Annotated in this window: 21 protein-coding genes; 6 read left to right on the forward strand and 15 right to left on the reverse strand. The window is 74.2% G+C overall.

Annotated features, from left to right (window positions below; translation table 11 throughout):
* On the reverse strand, positions 1 to 1,423 hold a 1,423-nt coding region (locus HPT28_RS02655; RefSeq protein ID WP_374226908.1), incomplete at its 3' end, for an ATP-binding protein.
* 266 nt (positions 1,424 to 1,689) lie between these two features.
* Positions 1,690 to 2,370, reverse strand: a complete 681-nt coding sequence (locus tag HPT28_RS02660) for an alpha-ketoglutarate-dependent dioxygenase AlkB (protein ID WP_219088812.1) — start codon at positions 2,368 to 2,370, stop codon at positions 1,690 to 1,692.
* A 94-nt stretch (positions 2,371 to 2,464) separates the two neighbouring features.
* Here HPT28_RS02660 and HPT28_RS02665 point away from each other — a divergent pair, with 94 nt between their 5' ends.
* Positions 2,465 to 3,280: a tyrosine-protein phosphatase gene (locus tag HPT28_RS02665; protein ID WP_219088814.1), complete on the forward strand. Its 816-nt coding sequence runs from the start codon at positions 2,465 to 2,467 to the stop codon at positions 3,278 to 3,280.
* 79 nt (positions 3,281 to 3,359) lie between these two features.
* Here HPT28_RS02665 and HPT28_RS02670 read toward each other — a convergent pair whose 3' ends face one another.
* The 11 genes from HPT28_RS02670 to HPT28_RS02720 all read right to left on the reverse strand — a co-directional run bounded on the left by HPT28_RS02670 (position 3,360) and on the right by HPT28_RS02720 (position 15,210).
* Positions 3,360 to 4,424, reverse strand: a complete 1,065-nt coding sequence (locus tag HPT28_RS02670; protein ID WP_219089093.1) for a polyprenyl synthetase family protein — start codon at positions 4,422 to 4,424, stop codon at positions 3,360 to 3,362.
* 5 nt (positions 4,425 to 4,429) lie between these two features.
* On the reverse strand, positions 4,430 to 5,911 hold the full coding sequence (gene hpnE, locus HPT28_RS02675; protein ID WP_219088815.1) for a hydroxysqualene dehydroxylase HpnE: 1,482 nt from the start codon (positions 5,909 to 5,911) through the stop codon (positions 4,430 to 4,432).
* Entirely contained in the window at positions 5,908 to 6,936 is a 1,029-nt protein-coding gene (gene hpnD / locus HPT28_RS02680; protein ID WP_219088817.1) for a presqualene diphosphate synthase HpnD, read from the reverse strand. Before hpnD ends, hpnE begins: the two co-directional genes overlap by 4 nt.
* The gene (gene hpnC, locus HPT28_RS02685) at positions 6,933 to 7,916 is read right to left on the reverse strand and encodes a squalene synthase HpnC (protein WP_219088819.1); all 984 of its coding nucleotides are present in this window, start codon (positions 7,914 to 7,916) and stop codon (positions 6,933 to 6,935) included. The genes hpnD and hpnC overlap by 4 nt, the downstream gene beginning before the upstream one ends.
* A gap of 248 nt (positions 7,917 to 8,164) precedes the next feature.
* Entirely contained in the window at positions 8,165 to 8,980 is an 816-nt protein-coding gene (locus tag HPT28_RS02690) for an ABC transporter ATP-binding protein (protein ID WP_219088821.1), read from the reverse strand.
* The gene (locus tag HPT28_RS02695) at positions 8,967 to 9,911 is read right to left on the reverse strand and encodes an ABC transporter permease (RefSeq protein WP_219088822.1); all 945 of its coding nucleotides are present in this window, start codon (positions 9,909 to 9,911) and stop codon (positions 8,967 to 8,969) included. The genes HPT28_RS02690 and HPT28_RS02695 overlap by 14 nt, the downstream gene beginning before the upstream one ends.
* Before the next feature lie 63 nt (positions 9,912 to 9,974).
* Complete coding sequence (locus HPT28_RS02700; protein WP_219089096.1) at positions 9,975 to 10,856, reverse strand: glycosyltransferase family 2 protein; 882 nt, start codon at positions 10,854 to 10,856, stop codon at positions 9,975 to 9,977.
* 17 nt (positions 10,857 to 10,873) lie between these two features.
* Positions 10,874 to 11,656 carry a CDP-alcohol phosphatidyltransferase family protein gene (locus tag HPT28_RS02705; RefSeq protein ID WP_219088824.1) on the reverse strand — a complete coding sequence of 261 codons (783 nt, stop codon included), beginning with the start codon at positions 11,654 to 11,656 and terminating at the stop codon, positions 10,874 to 10,876.
* A complete protein-coding gene (locus tag HPT28_RS02710; RefSeq protein WP_219088826.1) occupies positions 11,634 to 12,695 on the reverse strand; it encodes an iron-containing alcohol dehydrogenase family protein in 1,062 nt (353 codons plus the stop codon). The genes HPT28_RS02705 and HPT28_RS02710 overlap by 23 nt, the downstream gene beginning before the upstream one ends.
* Positions 12,683 to 13,417: a sugar phosphate nucleotidyltransferase gene (locus HPT28_RS02715; RefSeq protein WP_219088827.1), complete on the reverse strand. Its 735-nt coding sequence runs from the start codon at positions 13,415 to 13,417 to the stop codon at positions 12,683 to 12,685. The genes HPT28_RS02710 and HPT28_RS02715 overlap by 13 nt, the downstream gene beginning before the upstream one ends.
* Complete coding sequence (locus HPT28_RS02720; protein WP_219089097.1) at positions 13,414 to 15,210, reverse strand: DUF5941 domain-containing protein; 1,797 nt, start codon at positions 15,208 to 15,210, stop codon at positions 13,414 to 13,416. The genes HPT28_RS02715 and HPT28_RS02720 overlap by 4 nt, the downstream gene beginning before the upstream one ends.
* 423 nt (positions 15,211 to 15,633) lie before the next feature.
* Between HPT28_RS02720 and HPT28_RS02725 the strand changes: the two genes are divergently transcribed.
* On the forward strand, positions 15,634 to 16,566 hold the full coding sequence (locus HPT28_RS02725; RefSeq protein ID WP_219088829.1) for a cation diffusion facilitator family transporter: 933 nt from the start codon (positions 15,634 to 15,636) through the stop codon (positions 16,564 to 16,566).
* Positions 16,567 to 16,619: 53 nt separating this feature from the next.
* Positions 16,620 to 17,180 (forward strand): isopentenyl-diphosphate Delta-isomerase, encoded by a 561-nt coding sequence (idi, locus tag HPT28_RS02730; protein WP_219088831.1) that lies wholly within the window; start codon positions 16,620 to 16,622, stop codon positions 17,178 to 17,180.
* Positions 17,181 to 17,281: 101 nt separating this feature from the next.
* On the opposite strand, the gene HPT28_RS02735 is transcribed toward idi, so the two are convergent.
* Complete coding sequence (locus HPT28_RS02735) at positions 17,282 to 17,752, reverse strand: ATP-binding protein (protein WP_219089099.1); 471 nt, start codon at positions 17,750 to 17,752, stop codon at positions 17,282 to 17,284.
* A gap of 298 nt (positions 17,753 to 18,050) precedes the next feature.
* On the opposite strand from HPT28_RS02735, the gene HPT28_RS02740 reads away from it, so the two are divergent.
* The 3 genes from HPT28_RS02740 (at position 18,051) to HPT28_RS02750 (ending at position 22,167) form a co-directional block, all read left to right on the forward strand.
* A complete protein-coding gene (locus tag HPT28_RS02740) occupies positions 18,051 to 18,851 on the forward strand; it encodes an enoyl-CoA hydratase/isomerase family protein (RefSeq protein WP_219088833.1) in 801 nt (266 codons plus the stop codon).
* A 24-nt stretch (positions 18,852 to 18,875) separates the two neighbouring features.
* The gene (locus tag HPT28_RS02745; RefSeq protein WP_219088834.1) at positions 18,876 to 19,736 is read left to right on the forward strand and encodes a hypothetical protein; all 861 of its coding nucleotides are present in this window, start codon (positions 18,876 to 18,878) and stop codon (positions 19,734 to 19,736) included.
* A 61-nt stretch (positions 19,737 to 19,797) separates the two neighbouring features.
* Entirely contained in the window at positions 19,798 to 22,167 is a 2,370-nt protein-coding gene (locus HPT28_RS02750) for a Tex family protein (protein WP_308119048.1), read from the forward strand.
* 73 nt (positions 22,168 to 22,240) lie between these two features.
* On the opposite strand, the gene HPT28_RS02755 is transcribed toward HPT28_RS02750, so the two are convergent.
* Positions 22,241 to 22,912: a nitroreductase family protein gene (locus tag HPT28_RS02755; protein WP_219088838.1), complete on the reverse strand. Its 672-nt coding sequence runs from the start codon at positions 22,910 to 22,912 to the stop codon at positions 22,241 to 22,243.
* Positions 22,913 to 22,981 lie beyond the last annotated feature (69 nt).

Genomic DNA, 22,981 nt, shown 5'->3' on the forward strand with positions numbered 1-22,981 from the left:
GAGCAGCGTGATGCTCGGGCGTGGGGCGGGGCGCGGGGGGCCCGGGCGCGGGGGCCTCCGCGGCGGGGGCGCGGCCCGGCGCGGTGAGGGGCGCGGCGTCCGTCCGGGCCGGGTCGAGTGGGAGAAGCTCGTCGTCCTGGGAGTCGTCGGCCGGGTCCCCGAGCAGGACCTTCGGCAGGACGAGCACGGCCTGGACGCCACCGTAGATGTTGGCCTGGAGCTGTACCGCGATCCCGTGGCGCCGCGCGAGCTGGGAGACGACGAACAGGCCGATCCGGCCGTCCTGGAGGAGGTGGCCGATGTCGATGTGCTCCGGGTCGCCGAGGAGCGCGTTCATGCGGGCCAGCTCGGCGCCCGTCATGCCCAGCCCGCGGTCCTCGACCTCGATCGCGAGGCCCGAGGTGACGTACTGGGCGCGCAGCAGGACGGAGCTCTGGGGGGCGGAGAACACCGTGGCGTTCTCGATGAGTTCGGCGAGCAGATGGATGACGTCGGCCACGGCGTGCCCGCGCACGGTGCCCTGGATCGGCGGGACGAGCTTGACCCGCGGGTACTGCTCGACCTCGGCGATCGCCGAGCGCAGCACCTCGGTGGCCGTCACCGGGCGCGTCCACTGGCGGCGGGACACCGCGCCGCCGAGCACGGCCAGGTTCTCCGCGTGCCGCCGCACCCGGGTGGCCAGGTGGTCGACGTGGAAGAGCCCCTTGAGGAGGTCGGGGTCCTCGACGTCGTTCTCCAACTCGTCGAGGATCTCGATCTCGCGGTGGACGAGGGACTGCAGCCGCCGGGCGAGGTTGACGAACACCTCGACCTTCTCCTCGCTGCCCGGCTCGCCGCCCCGGGAGAGCACCGCGGCCTCCACGACGGCCGCCTCCGCCGTGCGCTGGGCCAGGGTGACCTCGTGGGCCAGCAGGCCGAGGGCGTCCCCCGGGGGCTCGGGCAGCGGCGGGAGGTCGGGGCGGACGGGCCGCTCGCCCCGTTCCAGCCGGGCGAGCAGGCGGTGCAGGGCCGCCTGGTTGCGAGCCGCCGCGCGGCGCAGGGCCGCGTACCGCCCCGCGGTGTCGCGGGCCTGGGTCCAGGCGGCGTAGGCGCCGCCCATGATGATGAGCGAGCAGAGCAGCACGCCGACGCCGAGCGCGCTCCAGACCGTCGCGGCACCCGGGCCCGCAGCTCCGAGAAGGTCACCGGCCCGCAGCAGCCAGCCGATGACGAGGGCGGCGGCGACGGCGGTGAGCCCGGCCGGGAGTACGGCGAGCCCCAGCAGCCGCCGCGCCTCCGGGGTCTCCGGGGTCTCCCGTGCCGTCCGTCCCCGGCCGGGCCCGCGCCCGTGCCGGGCCGTGCGGCCAGGCCGGGGTGCGGCGGCCTCCGCGGAGGCCTGGGCCGGGCCGTGGTGGGCCGGCCGGGACACGGGAGCGGCTGACACGGAAGAGGAAAGTCCCATTCCGTTTCGGGCCGCGTAGCGCGGGAGTTCAGGCATCACAGTCCTCTGGCAGTCAGGGGATCCCGTGCCCGCGGGGGAAGTTCGTCACCCCACCGGCGACCGGCGCCCCTCACGCTAATAGCCGTCAGCGGGTGCCACGGGCTCAGTCGGCACAATCGCCACCCCTCGCCAACCCTTCCGGGTGAAGGTCCTGGACGTCCGTTCGGGCAGGCCGGAAGCAGGTTCAACGACCGGCGCCCAGACGGAGGTCAGCGGCGGCGCACCGTGACGTTGAGCCTGCCGCGCAGCCCGAGGGCGGCCGGCGCGGTGCCGGGCCTGGTCCGGGGGACGCCGTGGTAGGCGTGGCGCGACGGCCCCCCGAACACGAAGGCGTCCCCGCTGACCAGCTCCACGTCCGTCCAGGGCCCGCCCCGGCCGGAGGGAGTGGTGCCGTCCCGCCCCTCGGAGTGGGGCAACCCGAACCGGAAGACACAGGTGTCACCGAGGCTGAACGAGACCACCGGGGCGTCGGAGCGTTCGTCGGTGTCCCGGTGCATCCCCATCCGGGCCGACGCGTCGTAGAAGTTGACCAGTGCGACGTCGTAGGCCGTGTCCACCACGTCCGTGTCCCGCCCGTAGGCCCGGGCCACCGCCGCCCGCGCCCACTCCCCCAGCCACGGCGGGAAGGGCTTCACCGGCGCGCCGTCCCCGTCGACGACCGTACGGGCGTACCCGTAGGGGTACCAGTGCCAGCCCAGGCTGAGCTGCCGCACGGACATGCGGCCGCCCCGCGGCATCCGGACCGTCCGCAGCCCGGCGGGCGGCCTCGCCCAGGCGCGGCAGGCGGCCAGCAGCTCCGCCTGGGCGTCCTCGTCCAGCCAGCCGGGCAGATGGACGGCCCCCGGCGCCACCTCGGACGCCGGGCGGGGGAAGAGTCCGCCACCGGTCACCCGGCCAGCCTACGGCGCATGACCCCTGACCGGGCACGATCCGATTACCGTATCGTCGGGTGTCGCCGCCCCCGGTACCCGTAAAGGAGCGCCTGTGACGTCCGAAGCCCTTGAGCCCGTCCTCGCCGGAGTCCGCAATTTCCGCGATGTCGGCGGCCTGCCGACCACGGACGGACGCCGGGTCCGCCACGGCGTGCTCTACCGCAGCGGCCACCTCGCGCGGGCCACGGCCGAGGACGCGGAGTTCCTCGCCGGCCTCGGACTGCGCACCGTCTACGACTTCCGCAACGAGGCCGACCAGGTGCTCGACGGCCTGGACGTCGCCCTGCCCGGCGTGCGCAACGTGAACATACCCCTCACCGACCCCGCGCACGGCGCGGAGTTCTGGCAGCTCGTCCGGGAGGGCGCGGTGGAGCTGCTGCGCGCGGAGCTGGCCGACGGCCAAGCGGTGCTGCGGATGCAGGCGTCCTACCGGGACATCGTCCGCAGCCGGACCGCCGAGCACAGCCGGGTGCTGCACGACCTCGCCGGGGGCGGCGTCCCGGTGCTCATGCACTGCGCGGCCGGGAAGGACCGGGCGGGTCTGTCCGTCGCGATCACCCTGATGGCCCTCGGCGTCGAGCGGGAGGCCATCGAGGCGGACTACCTGCTCTCCAACGATCCGCACCGGCGCTATCCGATGCACCGCGGCGGCGCGAACGGCCAGCCGGGCCACAGCGGGGGGCAGAAGAGCATCGACCCCGAGGTGCGGGAACTGCTGAAGCCCTTCTTCGACGCGCGGGTCGAGTACCTCGCCGCCGCCTACGCCACGATCACCGAGGAATGGGGCGACGTCGACACCTACCTGCGCAGCGGCCTCCGGCTCAGTGACGAGACCCGCGCCGCCCTGCGCGCACGCCTCCTGGACTGAGCGCCGGGGCGAGGACACCGGCCCCGGCTCAGCCGGGGCCGGGTGGGCCGGCGCTCCGGCCTGCGCGCCGGTGCCGGTTTCAGCGGCTGCGTTCGATCACGAAGTCCGCGAGCGCCACGAACTGCGCCCGCACCCCGGGGGCCATCGCGACGCCGTCCAGGGCCCGCACGGCCACGGCGTGCTGCCGCCGCGCCTCGGCCTCGGCCCAGGCGCGTCCCCCGGCCTCCTCGATGAGTGCCGCCCGGGTGGCGAACTCCGTCTCGTCGAAGTCCTCGAACTCGGCCTGGGACTTCTTCGCGTCCGCCGTCAGCAGCTCCCCCAGCCGTTCGGCCGCGACCCCGGGCGCGGCCAGCGCCGCCGCGACCGGCATGGACTTCTTGCGCCGGCGCAGGTCGCTCCAGGCGAGCTTGCCGGTCGCGAGCGGATCGCCCCAGATGCCCAGGACGTCGTCGACCGCCTGGAAGGCCAGCCCCAGGTGGTAGCCGTAGGCGTGCAGGGCGTCGGCCGCGGCCTCGTCGCCACCGCCGAGCACGGCTCCGACGGAGCAGGCGCAGGCCAGCAGCGCGCCCGTCTTGTTGCCCTCCATCTCCAGGCACTCGGTGACGTCGACGCGCTCGCGGTGCTCGAAGGAGATGTCCTGCGCCTGGCCGTCGATCAGGGCGCGGCTGGCCGTGGTCAGCCGCCGGGCGGCGCGCGCGGCCTCCGCGGTGCCCAGCTCCAGCAGGACCTCCTGGGCCAGGGCGAACAGCGCGTCCCCGACGAGGACGGCCAGCGCGGGCCCGTGCACCTTCCAGACGGTGTCGCGGTGACGGCGCTGCTCGTCGCCGTCCATCAGGTCGTCGTGCAACAGGGAGAAGTTGTGGACCAGCTCGACCGCCACGGCGCCGGGGATCGCGGCCTCGGGCGCCGCGCCGACCGCCTCCGCTGACAGCAGGGCCAGGGCCGGGCGAACGGCCTTGCCACCGTCGCCCTCCGAGGGGCGGCCCTGCGCGTCGATCCAGCCGAAGTGGTAGGCGGCGACCGTGTCCATCGGGGCCGCGAGACGCCCCACGGCAGCCCGCAGATCCGCCAGGGGGAGCGTGCGTCCACGGCCGAGCAGGGCGGTCACTCCTGCGGTGTCGATGCCGGCGTCGGCCGGTTGCACCGGGTTCACATGGTCTCCTTAGCGTTCAGCGGTCTTCCCGCCGGGGACTCCCAGGGGGTGTCACCGGCCGGCCGCCCCAGGCGGTCCAGGGCCTCACGTGCGGCGGCGTGGCCGCTGCGTACCGCACTCTCCATGGTCGCGGGCCACCCGGTGGCGCACCATGCGCCCGCCAGGTATACACCCGGCGCACGGGTGTGCGGGGTGGGCCTGAGACGCTCGACGCCCGGGGCGGGTGCGAAGGTGGCCTCCCGTTCACGGGTGACGAAGAAGTCCCGCACCCCGGCGCCGCGCGCTCCGGGCAGCAGCCGGGACAGCTCCGGCAGGTACCGCTCGCGCAGCGCGGCCACAGGCTCGTCGATCTCGTCGTGCACCGCGGACTGGGACAGTGCCAGGTACTGCCCGCCACCGGGCGGGAGCCCGGAGGCTTCGGTCCGGTCGAAGACCCACTGGACGGGGCTGCCGATCGCGGCGAAGAAGGGGCGGCGCAGCACCGGGCGGTCGTAGACGACGTGGACGTTGAGAATCGGCGCGGCGCCGATCCGCTCCAGCCGCCCGGGGACGTCGAGGGCTCCCGGGGGCAGCAGGGCGCCGGCCTGGTCGGGCGGGACGGCCAGCACCACGGTGCCGGCCGCGGGCACGGCCTCCCGCGCGCCCTGGCGGGCGCCCACCGCCTCCCAGGCACCGTCGGCACCGGGGCGCAGGGCCGCGATCCGGGTGCCGGTGAGGACCCGGACGCCGGCGCGTCCCAGGGCGCGGCGGGCGAGGGTGTCGTGCAGTCGGCCGAGCGGTACCCGGGCCCAGCCGAGGTCCGCGGCCCCGGGGGCGGTGAGGAGCCCGGTGCGGAAGACCATGGCGGCCAGGGCGAGTGAGACGTGCTCGGCGCGGGCGTTGAGCGTGGCGACGCCCACGAGGTCCCACAGGGCCCGCACGCTGCGGGCGGACTGGCCGCGCGCCCGCAGCCAGGAGCCGAAGTCCACGGCGTCCAGCGCCGGGTCGGCCGGGTCGAGGCCGCGCAGGGCGAGGGCCGCGCGTGCCGCGGCGATCCGTTCGGCGGGGCTGAGGTGCGGGTAGGTGGCCAGAGAGGCCGTCAGATGGAGTGGCACGGGTGCGGCGCTGCGGCGGATGCGGCCGAGGCGGTGCCGGGCCCGGCCGGCGTCCAGGACGGGGATGTCCAGCCGCCGTTGCAGGGGCGCGAGCGCCCGTGCTCCCACCCGTTCCAGCAGCCCCTGGTAGGCCGTGCAGCAGCGCAGGTAGACGTGCTGGCCGTTGTCCACGCTCAGCTCTCCGGCCGGGGACGAGCGACGGAAGGAGAAGGCCAGCCCGCCCAGCCGGGGACGCGACTCGACCAGAGTGGTCCGCAGACCCGCCTCGGCGAGCCTGAGGGCCGCGGTGATCCCGGCGAGACCGCCGCCGACGACGGTGGCACGCCCGCTCTCCGCTCCCTGGCACGCGTCGGCTTCGGCAGGGCCCGGGCGCGTGGAGCTCACGCGGGGCCCCCACCGGGCAGCCGGGCGAGCCGTCGGCGGACGGCCAGGCTGTCGACTCCGGACAGCCCGCGGGCGACGGCGAGCGCCTTGCGCCGGGTGGGCACGCTGACCCGCCCGCGCAGCACGGCCTCCGGGTCGGCGGTGATCCGGTCCAGCAGGGCCCGGTAGATGCCGGCCATCGCGGCCACGCAGGCCCCGGAGCGCCGGTCGAGCAGCGGCAGCAGCCGGTAACCCTCGGCGAAGAGCCTGCGGGCGCGCCGGGCCTGGTACTGGACGAGCCCGGCCAGGTCGGCGCCGGGCGGGACTGTGGCCGAGCCGAACACGCCGACACAGCCGAAGTCGGCCAGCTCCTCCTGCGGCAGGTAGCTGCGGCCGAACTGGGCGTCCTCGCGCAGATCGCGGAGGATGTTGGTGAGCTGGAGGGCGAGGCCGAGGGTGTCGGCGTAGTGGGCGGCCTTCGCGGCCTCCGGCGAGCCCGGTGTCGTCGTGCCGAAGACGCCGAGGGACAGCCGGCCGATGGCGCCGGCCACGCAGCGGCAGTAGTCGCTCAGGTCGTCCCAGGTGCGGTAGGTGCGCTCGCGGACGTCCATGAGGACGCCGTCGATGAGCTCGTCGAAGGCGTCCAGCGGCACGGGGTAGCGTCGGGCGGCGTCGGCCAGTGCGACGGCGACGGGGTCGGTGTCGTCCTCGGCCACCTCGCCCGCCCGGACGCGGGCCAGCAGGGTGCGGGTGCCGTGGAGCCGCGCGGTCTTGGTGTCGGTGTCCAGTTCGCCGTCGCCGATGTCGTCCACGCGGCGGGCCAGGGCGTACAGGGCGGACATCGCGCGCCGTTTGGGCGCGGGCAGGAGCCGGATGCCGAAGGCGAAGTTGCGGGCCTGCTGGACGGTGACGGCCTCGCAGTAGCCGTAGGCGGCGCGCACGGGCGGCGATCCGCTCTCCGGCGCCCCGGTCGCGGGCGGGCCCGCGGCGGGTCCGGGATCCCCGGCGGGGGTGCGGGTGGGCTGGGGCGTGGGTGTCGCGGTCATCTCAGGTTTCCTCGCCGGGCGGCGGCCAGGACCGCCGTCGTCTCGCGCAGCAGGGTCGGGCGCCCGGCCGTGGGCGGCCCGGCCAGGACGTCGTGGCGGGCCGCGGCGATGGCGCGCAGCGCGGCCCGGCCGCCGCCGGTGAATCCGGCGAGCAGGAGGCGCAGCCGGCCGTGGACGCTGGCCACGAGCGGGATGCCCTCGTCCAGGAGGGCGCGCGAGCGGTCCGCCTCGACGGCGACGAGCGTCCGCACCGCGGCGCCCGCGCTGGGGGCGGCGAGGTCGCGCTCGCGGACGCCGAAGCGGTCCATGTCCTCGGCGGGCAGGTAGACCCGGTCGCGGCGCAGGTCCTCGGCGACGTCCTGGAGGTGCTCGACGATCTGCAGGGCCGTGCAGACGGCGTCGGAACGGCGGACGCGTTCGGGGCTGGTGGTACCGGTGACGGCGAGGACGAGCCGGCCGACGGGGTTGGCGGAGAGCGCGCAGTAGTCCAGCAGCTCCTGCCAGGTGGCGTAGCGGCTCCGGCGCTGGTCGAGCCGGTTGGCCTCGATGAGGTCGAGGAGGGGCGCGTGGGGCAGGGCGCCGCGCCGGGCGGCGGGCAGCAGGGCGCGCAGCAGCGGGTGCCGCGGCCCGGGCTCCCCGGCTTTGGCGGAGTGGAGCCGGAGCACGTCGGCCTCGACGGCGTCGAGCAGGGCGAGCCGGTCCTCGGAGTGCTCGGGCGGGACGCCCAGCAGCCGGGCGTCGGCGCCGCCGGGGGCCAGGTCGCCGTCGCCGATGTCGTCGACGAGCCGGGCGTAGCCGTAGACGGCCATGAGGTCCGCGCGCCAGGCGCCGGGCAGGAAGCCGGGGGCGACCGGGAAGTTCTCCCGGGCCGACTTGGCCAAGAGCCCCACCGCGACGTCGGCGTCCGCGGGCGTCGTGGCGGGCGCGTCGGTGCCGGTGGCGCGGTCGCGGGACCCCGCCGCGTTCGGAACCGTCACCATGGGCTGCCAGCCGCCATTGCCGTCACGACTCCGTTTCTAACTCAATAACCTGATCATCGTCATATCGGACACGCCATACCGGTGCCCCGATCCGATCACCTTATGTCGTATGTGCCGCTCCTCCGGCAGCACCCCCGACCAGGGGGCGTACCGGGCGCCCACCCCGCGGCGGGCCGGGACGCACGAGGCCCCCGCCCGGAACCAGCCGGACGGGGGCCTCAGCGAAACCATGCCCAGGGACGCACCGGCTACCGGGCGGTGAACTCCTCGTACGCCTTCATGACGGTCTCCGTGGGGCCGTCCATGCGCAGCTCGCCCTTCTCCAGCCACAGCACCCGGTCGCAGGTGTCCCGGATGGACTTGTTGTTGTGGCTGACGAGGAAAACCGTGCCCGCCTGCGCGCGCAGCTCACGGATGCGCTGCTCCGAACGGCGCTGGAACTTCTTGTCGCCGGTGGCGAGCGCCTCGTCGATCATCAGCACGTCGTGCTGCTTGGCCGCCGCGATGGAGAACCGGAGCCGAGCCGACATGCCGGAGGAGTAGGTGCGCATGGGGAGCGTGATGAAGTCGCCCTTCTCGTTGATCCCGGAGAACTCCACGATGGACTCGTAGCGCTCCCGGACCTCCTCCCGCGACATGCCCATGGCCAGACCGCCGAGCACCACGTTGCGCTCGCCGGTGAGGTCGTTGAGGAGGGCGGCGTTGACACCCAGCAGGGAGGGCTGGCCGTCGGTGTAGACCTTGCCGCGCTCCACGGGCAGCAGCCCGGCGATGGCCCGCAGGAGGGTCGACTTGCCCGAGCCGTTCGAGCCGATCAGCCCGATGGCCTCGCCCCGGTAGGCGGTGAAGCTCACGCCCTTGACGGCGTGCACCTCGCGCACCCGGCTGCCCGGGCTGCGGCGGAGGATTCGGTTGAGCGCGGCGGTGGCGCTGCCCCGGCCGCCGCCCCCGCCGTACACCCGGTAGACGATGTGCACGTCGTCCGCGATCACGGTCGGCGTCCGCGCGGCCTCCGGCCCCACGCCCACCGTGTCCGTCGGGTTGGTCGGTTCAGCCACGGCCATACCGCTCCTCGGCCTTCCAGAAGTAGACGAAGCCCAGCCCGCCGGCGAGCAGAGCCCAGCCGAGCGCGAGCAGCCAGGCGTGCGGGGCGATGGCGGCGGTCGTGTAGTCGTCGATCAGCGCGAGCCGCATCAGGTCCATGTAGACGGCGGCCGGGTTCATGGCGACGAGGTCGGCGGCCCACAGCGGCAGCTTCGCGTTCTCGACGAGCATGTAGTGCAGCGGGAACATGACGCCCGAGGCGTACATCCAGGTCCGCAGGATGAACGGCATGAGCTGGGCGAGGTCGGGGGTGTTGCTCCCCAGCCGGGCCATGACCAGGGCCACGCCGCTGTTGAAGACGAACTGGAGCAGCAGGGCCGGCAGCACCAGCAGCCAGGACCAGGCCGGGTACTGGCCGAAGGAGAGCAGCACCACGAGCAGGACGACCATCGAGTACAGCAGCTGCTGGAGCTGCTGCAGGGCGAAGGAGATCGGCAGGGACGCGCGCGGGAAGTGCAGCGCCCGGACGAGCCCCAGGTTGCTGGAGATCGCCCGCACCCCGGAGAGAACCGACTGCTGGGTGAAGGTGAACACGAAGACGCCGATCACCAGGAACGGGATGTAGTTCCCGGGGCCGCCCGGCACGCCTTCGCGCGCTCCCATGATCCAGCCGAAGATGATGAAGTACACCAGCGCGTTGAGCAGCGGGGTGGCGACCTGCCAGAGCTGGCCGAGCTTCGCCTGGCTGTACTGGGCCTGGAGCTTGGCGCGGGAGAAGGCACCGATGAAGTGCCGCCGGGCCCACAGCTGCCGGACGTACGCGGGCAGGGAGGGCCTCGCCCCGCTGACGGTCAGGCCGTACTTGGCCGCCAGCTCTGCGGGGGTCAGCCCGTCGTCGGGGCAGGGCGGCGCGTTCACGGCGACCGCACGATCGTGTGCTGACTCGCTCACGGGGAAACTTACGTCCTCTTGTGTAAAAGGAATCGGGTGCTGATGTTCTCAGACCCGAGCTTGTCAGATGACGGGAGGTCGCCCCAGCCGGGTCATGCGCCACACCGTACGCCAGCGAAGGGGGCGACGGGGACCGCACGGAGTGCGCCAGCCCTCGCGGAAACCGCCCAGCCAGGCCCGCAGCGCCGCCCGGGACGGCCGCCGGGCCAGCGTGAGCAGAATCCACACCCCCAGGTAGACGGGGACGAGGAGGGCGGGCAGGAGCCGACGGGCCAGCCAGACCCGGTTGCGCGCCACCATCCGGTGGTAGACGGCGTGCCGGCTGGGGGCGGTCGTCGGGTGGTGCAGGACGAGGTCGGCACGGTAGACGATGTCCCAGCCGGCGTCCAGGGCCCGCCAGGCGAGGTCGGTCTCCTCGTGGGCGTAGAAGAAGTCGTCCGGCAGGCCGCCCACCTCCTGGACGACGGCGGTGCGCACCGCGCTCGCGCCGCCGAGGAACGTGGTGACCCGGGAGGAGCGCATCGGGTCGGCGGCGCGCAGCCGGGGCACGTGCCGCCGCTGGGTGGCGCCCGTGTCGGGGTCCGCGATGCGGAAGCTGACGATGCCGAGCTTCTCGTCCTCGGCGAAGGCCTCCCGGCACAGCCGGGCGGTGTCGGTGCGCGGCAGCAGCCCGTCGTCGTCGAGGAAGAGGATGACGTCGACGTCCCGTCCGCCGGGGCCGAACGCCTCGATGCCCGCGTTGCGTCCGCCGGGGATGCCGAGGTTCTCCGGCAGTTCGACGGTGCGCAGGCCGCCGGGCGGCTTCGGCAGCCGCGGCAGGGGGGCGCCGTTGCCGACGACGACGACCTCGACGGGCTCGCCCTCCTGCCGCGCCACGGACTCCAGCAGGGCGCGCAGCTCCTCGGGGCGGTCGCCCATGGTGAGCACGACGGCGCCGAGCCGCAGCGGGCGCCCGGCGCCGCTCATCGCAGCCTGCTGGAGGCGAGGACGGACACCAGGTGCAGGACCGTCTGCAGGACGGCGATGGCGGCCAGCACCGCCACGCCCAGCCGGGTCCAGAACAGCCCGCCCGCGGCGGCGTCGGCGACGGCGACGAGCAGGATCAGCAGCGAGGCCTCGACGCCGCCGACCAGCCGGTGGAACTTCAGCGCGGCCGCCGCCCGCCGGGCCACGGCCAGGCCGGAGGAGCGGGGCACGGCGGCCTCGTCCCGGACGGCGGGCAGCCCGCTGCGGGCCCGGGCGACGTCCACCAGGTCCGTCTCGGCCTTGATGAGGATGGCGCCGAGCGCGGCCATGCCGCCCAGGAACGCCCACATCCAGTTCGCCTCGCCCTCGGCGCCGAAGAGGTCGGCGGCGCGCAGGCCGAAGCCGGTCAGCAGGGCGGCCTCGGCCAGGTAGTGGCCCACGCGGTCGAGGTAGACGCCGGTGACCGAGGTCTGCTGCCGCCAGCGGGCGATCTCGCCGTCCACGCAGTCGAGCAGCAGGTACAGCTGTATGAGGAGGGCGGCGAGGATCGCGCCCCCGAGGCCGGGCAGCAGGAGTGCCGCCCCGGCCAGCACCCCGGCGACGACCATGAGGTACGTCAGCTGGTTCGGGGTGATGCGGGTGTCCACCAGGTACCGGTCGCACCGCAGCGAGAGTTCCCGCATGTACAGGCGCCCGGCCCAGTGTTCACCGCTGCGCCGGTCCTTGACCCCCTCGGGGTGTACGACCGGCCGGAGTTCAGCTACCGATGGCTTTGGCATAGTCGGCGTAGGCGTCCCTGATCTGGTCGGTGGACAGGTCGAGGTGCTCGAGGATCGTGTAGCGGCCGGGGCGCGTCTGCGGAGCGAACTCCACGGCCTTGACGAACTCCTCCACGCTGAAGCCGATGTCCTGCGGGAGCACGGGCTGGCCGTGGCGGCGCAGGACCTGGGCCATCAGCCCGGCGTCCTCGGCCGCGCCCCGCAGGTGCATGGCGAAGGCCGCGCCGAGGCCGCACTGCTCGCCGTGGCTGGCGGCCCGGCGCGGGTAGAGCAGGTCGAAGGCGTGGTTGATCTCGTGGCAGGCGCCGGAGGCCGGGCGGCTGTCGCCCGCGACGGACATGGAGATGCCGGTGAGCACCAGGCCCTCGGCGAGGACGGTGAGGAAGCCGTCGTCGTCGATGTCGCCGGGGTGGCGCAGCACGGCCTCGCCGGCCTGCCGGGCCATGGCGGCGGCCAACCCGTCGACCTTCTCGCCGGTCACCCGGTGGGAGAGCTCCCAGTCGGCCACGGCGGAGATGTTCGAGATCGCGTCCCCGATGCCGGAGCGGACGAAGCGCGGCGGCGCCTGCCGGACGACATCGAGGTCGATGACGACGGCGATCGGGTTGGGCACGCCGTAGGAGCCGCGGCCGGCGTCGTTGTCGAGGGTGGCGACGGGCGAGCACAGGCCGTCGTGCGAGAGGTTCGTGGCGACGGCGACGAGCGGCAGCCCGACACGCGCGGCGGCGAACTTCGCACAGTCGATGATCTTGCCGCCGCCGAGCCCGACGACGGCGTCGTAGCGGCCGGACTTCATGGCGTCGGCGAGCTGGACGGCGTCGTCGAGGGTGCCACCGCCGACCTCGTACCAGCTCGCGCCGGGCAGGGCGGGTGAGAGCCGCTCGCGCAGGGCCGCGCCCGAGCCGCCGCTGATGGCGACGGCGAGCTTGCCGGAGGCGGCGATGCGCTCGTCGGCGAGGACGCAGCCGAGGTCGTCGATCGCACCGCGCCGGATGTCGACGACGACCGGCGAGGGGATCAGCCGGGTCAGTACTGGCACGCGATCTCCCGGCCCTTGGCGAGGTCGTCGTGGTTGTCGATCTCGACCCAGCGGACGTCGCCGATGGGCTCGACGTCGACGGTCACGCCACGGTTGACGAGCTCCTGGTAACCGTCCTCGTAGTAGAGGTCCGGGTCCCGCTCGAAGGTGGTCTTCAGGGCGTCGGCCAGCTCCTCGGCCACCTCGCCCTCGATGAGCGTGACGCCGATGTACTCACCGGTGGCCGAGGCGGGGTCCATCAGCTTGGTGATCTTCTGAACGCCGCCCCCGTCGCCGGTGACGACCTTCATCTCCTCGTCCGCGAGCTGCTTGACGGTGTCGAGGGCGAGGATGATCCTCCCCTTGCCACGGGCGGCGAGCAGGGTCTTCTCGACGGAGACGGGGTGGACGGTGTCACCGTTGGCGAGAATCACGCCCTGCTTGATGACGTCCCGCGCGCACCACAGGGAGTAGGCGTTGTTCCACTCCTCGGCCTTGTCGTTGTCGATGAGGGTCAGCTTGACGCCGTACTTCTCCTCCAGCGCCGCCTTCCGCTCGTAGACGGCCTCCTTGCGGTACCCGACGACGACCGCGACCTCGGTGATGCCGACCTCGGCGAAGTTCCCCAGGGTCAGGTCGAGGACGGTGGTCTCGCCGTCGACGGGCACCAGGGCCTTGGGAAGCGTGTCGGTGTAGGGACGCAGACGCCGTCCGGCGCCGGCGGCCAGCACGAGGCCGATCATGCGGGTACTCCTGTCTCGTCGTGAACTGCGGGTGCCGCGGAGGACACCCAGAAGCGGACACTCTCGGTGAGCACCGCGCACGCCACCAGCCCGGCGAGGGCTGTGAGCGCCAGAGGGAAGCCGGTCGAGCCGGACCACAGGGCGGAGGCGAGGGCGACCAGCACGGTCCGCCCCTCGTGCCCGCCGACCGCGCGGACGAGTACCGAAGGCGGCGCCCCGGTCCCGCCGCGGATGCGGTACACCGTGTCGTAGTGATGGTAGGCGACGGCGGCCACCAGCCCGAAAGCCGCCGGCAAGGCGCCGTTCACCTCCGAGCGGGCGGCGAGCACGAGCACGGTGCCGTACTCGGCCGCCCGGAAGAGCGGGGGCACCAGCCAGTCGAGGGCCCCGGTCAGCGGACGGGAGATGGCCCAGCCGGACAGGAGGGCGTACCCGCACGCGGCGAGGGCGGGCCACCAGCTCCCAGCCGGGGCCCACAGCGCGGCGCCCAGGACCAGGACCGCGGCGGCACCGGCCCACACCGGGGCGGACAGCGGGGGTCTCGCGGTCCGGGCGGCCAGGGTGGCGAGGGGGCCGCTGTCCGCCAGGTCGGCCAGGGCCAGCGCGGCGCGCTCGGTGCGCCGGGCCCGTCGCGTCACCGAGCGCAGGACCCGTCCGGCGGTGGTGTAGCAGGCGGCCAGCACGCAGCCCGCGATGAGCACGACGAGCGTGGTGCGGGGCGTCGTCAGCGCGGTGAGGACGGCGATCAACGCCCAGCGTTCGCCGATGGGCAGCACGATCATGCGCCGGGCCCACACCGTCCAGCCGACCGCGTCCAGCCGGCCGGAGAGCGCCGCCGTCGGGCTGGTGTTGCCCGTCGCGTCGTGCTGAGCCTCGGTGAAGGAGAAGTCGACGACGTGCCGCACGGTCTGGACGACCATGGCGGCCAGCGCGAGCCCCCACACGTCGTCGCCGCCGCGCGCGGCGCCGAGCGCGAGCCCCGCGTAGAAGGCGTACTCCTTCGCCCGGTCGAAGGTCGCGTCCAGCCAGGCGCCCAGCGTCGAGTAGCGCAGGGCGTAGCGGGCGAGCTGGCCGTCGGCGCAGTCGAGGACGAAGGACGCGAGGAGCAGCGCCCCGGCCGCGACGAACCCGCCCCTGGTGCCGGTGGCCGCACAGCCGGCGGCCAGGAGCGCGGTCAGCAGGGAGGCCGTGGTGACCTGGTTGGGGGTCAGCCCGCGGCGGGCGCACCAGCGGGCGACGTAGCGCGAGTAGGGGCTGACGCAGAAGGTGGTGAAGAAGCCGTCGCGGGACTTCACGGCCGAGCGCAGCCGCACCGACTCCTCGTCCACGGCCTCGGTGCGCTCCTGGGCGGCGGCGGCCGCGGCCGCGTCGGCGGGCACGGCGGCGACGAGGGTGCCCAGCTCGGGCCGGTGCACGGGCTCGCCGTCGGCGTCGAGCAGGTCGGCGAGCCGGTCCGGCAGCGGGCTGGGCCCGTCGGCGAAGGACTCGCCCGCGGTCTCGGCGGCCGCCACGGCGCGGGCCAGCCGGCTGCGGGCGGCCGGCTGGGCGGTGACGGCACCGGGGACGGCGGCGGCCGGGAAGCGGGGGTCGGTCAGGCCGAGGCGGAGGCTGTGCAGGTGCCCGGTGAACCGGTGGTCGACGACGGCGACGCGCTCGCCCGGCGCCGCGGCGGCGAGCAGCCCGGCGATCTCGCCGGCTCCGGCGGCGGCGCGCACGGTGAACCCGAGCGACCGCAGATGCGCCTCAAGGGGCGATCCGACGGCCGGCTGACCGGTGAGAATGGCGGTCGACAGACGAACTCACTCCTTGGCAGCGTTTCCCCGTCCGGGCTCCGGCCGGTGCCGGACCGTGGCACGGCAGGGCACACGGGCGCCCCTTCACCTGTTCGGGGCAGCGCCTCGCGCAGAGGCTATCCGATAGCCGGAAGCTGCTGTTCATCGCAGATTCACCCCTGGGGGCTTGTGTACGCGACAAACGGGTCGCGAACCGGCACCGGGCCCGGCGCGGCACAGGTCTCTCACGGCACCCCCTCCCCCTGGCCACACCACCCCCACACCGGCGTCCTCGCTGGTCACCGGTGCTGGCAAAGTCGCAGGTCATCGCATATGACAACGGGTTTCAGCGCCGCGTTGCACATACCCCCCGCCCGTAGTTCACTGGACGATCGTGGGCGGCGGTCCCGCCGTCCGCGGTCGCAAACGGGAGGCTGGGTTCACATGGGTGCGGGCCATCATCACGGCGGACCACCGACAGGCGGCGGCACGGCCTCGAACGCCCACCGCGGGCGTCTGCTGACCGCGCTGGTGATCGCCCTCACCCTGCTGGTGGTGCAGATCACCGGCGCCTGGTTCACCGGCTCGCTCGCCCTGCTCGCCGACGCCGGGCACGTGGCCACGGACGCGACCGGCATCGCGGTCGCGCTCACCGCCATCCACTTCGCCAACCGGCCCGCGGCGGGGCGGCGCACCTTCGGGCTCGCCCGGGTGGAGATCCTCGCGGCCCTGTTCAACTGCCTGCTGCTGCTCGGGGTCGGCGGCTACATCCTCGTCGAGGCCGCCCGGCGGCTGCGCGAACCGGCCGAGGTGCCGGGCGTGCCGACCGTCCTCATCGGCCTGCTGGGCCTCGCCCTCAACCTGGTGTCGCTGGCGCTGCTCATGCGGGGCCAGAAGGAGAGCCTGAACGTGCGCGGCGCCTTCCTGGAGGTGCTGGCGGACGCCCTCGGCTCGCTGGCCGTGGTGGCCGCCGCGCTGGTCATCATCGTGACGGGCTGGACCCGCGCCGACGTGATCGCCTCCCTCGTCATCGCGCTGATGATCGTGCCGCGCACGGTGAAGCTCGCCCGGGAGGCGCTGGACGTGCTGCTGGAGGCGGCCCCGAAGGACGTGGACGTCGACGAGGTACGGCGTCACATCCTCGACGTCGACGGCGTGGAGGGGCTGCACGACCTGCACGTGTGGACGATCACCTCGGGGCTGCCCGTGCTCTCCGTCCACGTGGTGGTGGACGACGACGTGCTGGACGCCGGCGGCCACGACCGCGTCCTGCGCGCCCTGCGGTACTGCCTGGGGGACCACTTCGACGTCGAGCACTGCACGTTCCAGCTGGAGCCGCACGGCCACGCGGAACACGAGGCCCGGGTCTGCCACTGACAAGATCGCCAACTCGCGGCGCCGGGGCCCCGTCCAGCGATATAAAGGCCCATATGAGCAACGACACCGCGGCACCCATCATGCTGGAGCTCGTCGACGAGCAGGGCACGACGATCGGCACGGCGGAGAAGCTCTCCGCCCACCAGGCGCCGGGGCGGCTGCACCGGGCGTTCTCGGTCTTCCTCTTCGACGACGACGGCCGGCTCCTGCTCCAGCGCCGGGCCCTGGGCAAGTACCACTCCCCCGGCGTGTGGTCCAACACGTGCTGCGGGCACCCCTACCCCGGGGAGTCACCGTTCGCCGCCGCCACGCGCCGCGTCCAGGAGGAGCTGGGCGTGGCCCCGACCCTGCTGGCCGAGGCCGGGACGGTCACCTACAACCACCCCGACCCCGCCTCGGGGCTCGTGGAGCAGGAGTACAACCACCTGTTCGCCGGGCTCGTCCGGGCGCCGCTCTCCCCGGACCCGGAGGAGGTCGCCGAGACGGCGTTCGTCACCCCGGAGGAGCTCGCCGCCCGGCACGCCAGGGACACGTTCTCGGCGTGGTTCATGACCGTCCTGGACGCCGCCCGGCCCGGCATCCGCACCGCCGTCGGCAGCCGCGGCGGCTGGTGACCCTCGCGCGGCTCCACGCCCGGGGCGGGCCGACTGCCGGCCGCACGGCGGTTCCGCCGGGTGGCGTACGGCGTCTTCCGGCCTGATCCGCCGGACGGGCCTCAGCGCTCCGCCAGCGGCAGGGCGGCCCACACGACCTTGCCACCCGCGGCCGTCTGCTCGACGTCGCAGGCCCCGCCGTACTCGGCGACGACAGCTTTCACCAGCAGCAGCCCGCGCCCGCCGAGGTGCTCCTCGGCGGGGTCGGACACCAGCGCCTTGGGTCGGTAGGGGTGGCCGTCCTCGACGGCCACGCGCACCCATCCGTCACCCAGCGAGACCTCCACCCCGAGCTGCGGGGAGAGCAGGGCGGCGTGGCGGACGGAGTTCGTCACCAGCTCGGAGACGATGAGCATCAGCCCGTCGAGGTGGTCCGGTGGCACGGGTGCCCGCTGCCGCCGGATCAGGTCGCGTACGGCGTGACGCACCCGCGGCACCGAGGAGTCCAGCGCGGGGGCGGTGAACCGCCAGGCTCCTTCATAGGCCACCCCGCCCTGCGGCGGTGGCTGCAGGGCTCTCCCGCTGCTCTCCATCGTGATCGGCACCCGCCCTCTTCTCCGTCGCGGCGCGGCCCGTCGCGCCGGGCGGGCCGCCTGTTCCCTTCGAGTGTTGACCCACGCCGTTACCCAAGGGCAACCTGCCTGGAATTGACCTTCTTTATTTCCTTATCCGCCTTTTACGAACGGACCAACGGTGAGAACGATCGGAAGCGATCGACTTCTGGGGTATTCCGGGCCGCATGCCCGGATTCGTACCTAAGTCCGGGGATTCCCCTTCCAGACGTAGCGACCCACACGGCTCCCCCGCCGACGCGGGGCATAGCATCCGGGCATGGAGTCAGGTCTGCTGTGCACGGTGTCCGACGCCGTCGCGACCGTACGTCTGCACCACCCCGCCAAGCGCAACGCGATGACGGCGGCGATGTGGCGGGATCTGCCCGTGACCCTGGACCGCCTGGCGGCCGACCCCGGGGTCCGCGCCCTGGTGCTGACCGGCTCGGGCGACACCTTCTGCGCCGGGGCCGACATCGCCGACCTGCGCGGGGACAGCACGCCGCAGGGCCTCGCCGTGGCCGCCGAGGAGGCCCTGGCCGCCTTCCCCAAGCCGACGGTCGCCGCCGTCCGCGGCTTCTGCGTCGGCGGCGGCTGCCAGCTCGCCGTCGCCTGTGACCTGCGGTTCGCCGCCCAGGACGCCCGGTTCGGGATCACCCCCGCCAAGCTCGGCATCGCCTACCCCGCCCCCTCCACGCGCCGGCTGGTCGGGCTCGTCGGCCCGGCCACGGCCAAGTACCTGCTCTTCTCCGCCGAGCTCATCGACTCCGGCCGGGCTCTGCGCACCGGCCTGCTGGACGAGGTCCTGCCCACGGCGGAACTCGACGACCGGGTGGCCGCCTTCACCCGCACCCTCACCGGGCGCTCCCGACTGACCCAGGCGGCGGCCAAGGAGTTCGCGGCCGGGCCGGTGCCGCCGGAGCGGGCGGCCCACTGGCTGCGTGAGTCCGAGGCCAGCGGGGAGGCGCAGGAGGGCGTGGCCGCGTTCCTGGAGCGGCGCACCCCGCGGTTCGCCTGGCCCGAGACGTCCGGCGGCGACCGGGGCCCGGGAAACCCGGGCCAAGCGGGCCTAGCCAGATAAGCAAGCGCTCAGTAGCGTGTCGGCATGACGACACTCCACGAGCGTGCCGGGCGACGCTGCCACAACGTCCTCAACCCGCTGCACTCCACCGTCTACTTCACCCCCGAGACGCGCGAGGAGATGGGCGCCCTCGGCCTCACCGACTGGTCGTCCGCCTACTTCACCAGCCGCTCCGCCGCGCTCGGGGCCGTCGGCCCCGGCACCGTCGCCGCGACGTTCTACAGCTTCAGCTACGACCTCATCGCCCGCCACCTGCCCGCGGCCTGGGAGACGGCCACGCCGGGGCAGGTCCTGGACGCCCGGCTCCGGGCGGCCGACCGCAGCCTGCGCCGGCTCCTCGGCCCCGAGGCCATCGCCTCCCCCGAGCTCGCCGAGGCCGCCACGCTCGCCCTGCGCGCCACCGAGGCCTGCGAGCGCGGAGCCCGGCCGCTGTACGCCGCGCACGCCGACCTGCCCGTGCCGGAGGAACCCCACCTGGCCCTGTGGCACGCCGCCACCCTGCTGCGGGAGCACCGCGGCGACGCCCACCTCGCCGTCCTCCAGGGCGCGGACCTCCCGGGGCTCGACGCGCAGGTCACCCACACCGCCTCCGGCAAGGGCATGAGCCTCAAGTGGGCGCTTGGGACCCGCGGTTACACCGAGGACGACTGGAGCGCGGCCCAGGAGCGGCTGCGCGCCCGGGGACTTCTGGACGCCGCGGGGGAACTCACCGACGAGGGCGTCGCCCTGCGCCGCGAACTGGAGGTCGAGACCGACCGCAGGGACCGCGCACCCTACGAACACCTCGGCGCGGCGGGCGTGGAGCGCCTCACCGAGCTCGGCACCGTCTTCAGCGGCGCCGTGATCGGGGCGGGCGGCTTTCCCGACGACCTCATCGGCGGCTGAGCGGCCACGGCCACGGCGGGGGTTCCCCACGCCGTCACGGCGGCCTGCCACAATGCGGGGCGTGACCGCAACGACCCAGTCCATCGAAGCCAGGATCGCCGACGAGCTCGGCGTCGCAGAACGCCAGGTCAAGGCCGCTGTCGACCTTCTCGACGGCGGCTCGACCGTGCCGTTCATCGCCCGCTACCGCAAGGAGGCCACCGGCACGCTGGACGACGCGCAGCTGCGGACCCTCGAGGAACGGCTCCGCTATCTGCGGGAGTTGGAGGAGCGGCGCACCGCCATCCTCGACTCCGTGCGGGAGCAGGGCAAGCTGGACGACGCCCTGGAGGCGCGCATCCGCGCGGCCGAGTCCAAGGCCCGGCTGGAGGACATCTACCTGCCCTACAAGCCCAAGCGCCGCACCAAGGCGCAGATCGCGCGCGAGGCGGGTCTCGAGCCGCTCGCGGAGGGGCTGCTCGCGGACCCGACGGTGGCGCCCGAGGCCGCGGCCGCCGCGTTCGTCGCCCCGGAAGGCGGGGTGGCCGACGCGGGCGCGGCGCTCGAGGGCGCCCGGGCCATCCTCACCGAGCGGTTCTCCGAGGACGCCGACCTGATCGGCGAGTTGCGCGAGCGCATGTGGCAGCACGGGCGGCTGACCGCCAGAGTGCGGGAGGGCAAGGAGGAGCAGGGCGCGAAGTTCGCCGACTACTTCGACTTCGCCGAACCCTTCACCGAGCTGCCCTCCCACCGGGTGCTGGCCATGCTGCGCGGTGAGAAGGAGGAGGTGCTCGACCTCGCCCTGGAGCCCGAGGCGGCCGAGAGCACCGAGACGACGGGCCCCGGTCCCTACGAGCGGGCCATCGCGGCCCGCTTCGGTATCGTCCACCGGGGGCGCCCGGCGGACGACTGGCTGGCGGGGACGGTCCGCTGGGCCTGGCGCACCCGCGTCCTGGTGCACCTTCAGATCGACCTGCGCACCCGGCTGCGGCAGGCCGCCGAGGACGAGGCCGTCGGCGTCTTCGCCGCCAACCTGCGGGACCTGCTGCTGGCGGCCCCGGCGGGCAGCCGCGCCACGATGGGGCTGGACCCGGGGCTGCGCACCGGGGTCAAGGTCGCCGTGGTGGACGCCACCGGGAAGGTCGCCGACACGGCGACGATCTACCCGCACGCCCCCGCGCGCAAGTGGGACGAGTCGCTGGCCACCCTCGCCCGGCTGGCCCGGGCCCACGGGGTGGAGCTGATCGCCATCGGCAACGGCACCGCCTCCCGGGAGACGGACAGGCTGGCCGCCGACCTGCTGGCCCGCGAGCCCGGGCTGGGGCTGACGAAGGTGATGGTCTCCGAGGCCGGGGCCTCGGTGTACTCCGCCTCGGCGTTCGCCTCGCAGGAACTCCCGGAGCTGGACGTGTCGCTGCGCGGCGCCGTGTCCATCGCGCGGCGCCTCCAGGACCCGCTGGCCGAGCTGGTCAAGATCGACCCGCGCTCGATCGGCGTCGGCCAGTACCAGCACGACCTGTCCGAGGTGAAGCTCTCCCGCTCGCTGGACGCCGTCGTCGAGGACTGCGTGAACGGCGTCGGCGTGGACGTCAACACCGCCTCCGCGCCGCTGCTCTCCCGCGTCTCCGGGATCGGGGCCACACTCGCGGAGAACATCGTGTCCCACCGGGACGCCAACGGGCCCTTCGGCAGCCGCACCGCGCTCAAGTCCGTGCCGCGCCTGGGCCCCAAGGCCTTCGAGCAGTGTGCGGGCTTCCTGCGCATCCGGGGCGGGGAAGACCCGCTGGACGCCTCCAGCGTGCACCCCGAGGCATACCCGGTGGTGCGGCGGATGGCGCGGGCCGAGGGCGGCGACGTCGCGACGCTCGTCGGCAACACCAAGGTGCTGCGGTCCCTGAAGCCGGCCGACTTCGTGGACGAGGCCTTCGGCCTGCCCACCGTCACCGACATCCTGGCCGAGCTGGAGAAGCCCGGGCGCGACCCGCGGCCCGCGTTCCGCACGGCGGCGTTCAAGGAGGGCGTGGAGAAGCTCGGCGACCTCCGCCCCGGCATGGTGCTCGAGGGCGTCGTCACCAACGTGGCGGCGTTCGGGGCGTTCGTGGACGTGGGCGTCCACCAGGACGGCCTGGTCCACGTCTCGGCCATGTCGAAGACGTTCGTGAAGGACCCGCGCGACGTCGCCAAGCCCGGAGACATCGTGAAGGTGAAGGTTCTGGAGGTCGACGAGAACCGCAAGCGCATCTCGCTGACGCTGCGGCTGGACGACGAGCCGGGCAAGCCCGACGGGGAGCGCCGTGGCGGCCGACCGGCGGGCGTCCCGCAGCGGCGCGAGGGCGAACGCCGCGGGCAGCGCGGCGGCCGCAAGGACGGCCGGCGCGAGGGCCGACGCCAGGACGCGCCGCCCGCCAACGACGCGATGGCCGACGCCCTGCGCCGCGCCGGCCTGGCCTGATCCGTCGGTATGGCCTGAGCTGAACACCGGGGCGCCCGGGGCCGGGTTTCCGGCCCCGGGCGCCCCGGTGCCGTCACAGCCGCACGACGACCTCGTCCAGGCTCTTGCGGCTCAGGTCCGGCACCCGCGCGTCCGGGGCCGGGTAGCCGACGGGGATGACGTAGGCGGCGCGCTCCTCGGGCGGGCGCTCGCACACCTCGCCCAGGAACCGCATCGGGCTCGGTGTGTGGGTGAGGGTGGCCAGGCCCGCCTGGTGCAGCGAGGCCAGCAGGAGTCCGACGGCGATGCCGACGGACTCCTTGGTGTAGTAGGGCCGCGGCGTCTGCGGCCCCTTGTGGACCTCGAAAACGACGATCACCACCGGGGCCTCTTCCAGGAACGGCTTGCGCCAGTCGGTGCCCAGGGGGGCCAGCGCCTCCAGCCATTCCGCGGAGGCGCGGCGCTCGTAGAACTCCCGCTCCTCCGCCTCGGCGGCCTCGCGCAGCCGCCGCTTGCGGTCCGGGTCGGTGATGACGACGAAGCGCCAGGGCTGAACGTGGGCACCGCTGGGCGCGGTCGCGGCCGTACGGATCGCCCAGTCGACCACGGTGTCGGGAACGGGCCGGGAGTCGAAGTCCCGCACGGTGCGGCGGCGGGCCATGACGGCGTGGAAGGCACGGCTGCGGTCCGCCGCCTCGTGGGCGGGGACGGTCATCGGCCGCAGCGGCACCGTCGGGTGAGCGGCATGCGCACTGGTATGGACCATGGACGGCAGCACAGCACAGTTCCCGGCCCCGCGTAAATCCCTTGCACACTCCCGGGTCCGCCCCTACCT

Source organism: Streptomyces sp. JJ38 (genome assembly GCF_019303475.1).
GTDB lineage: Bacteria > Actinomycetota > Actinomycetes > Streptomycetales > Streptomycetaceae > Streptomyces.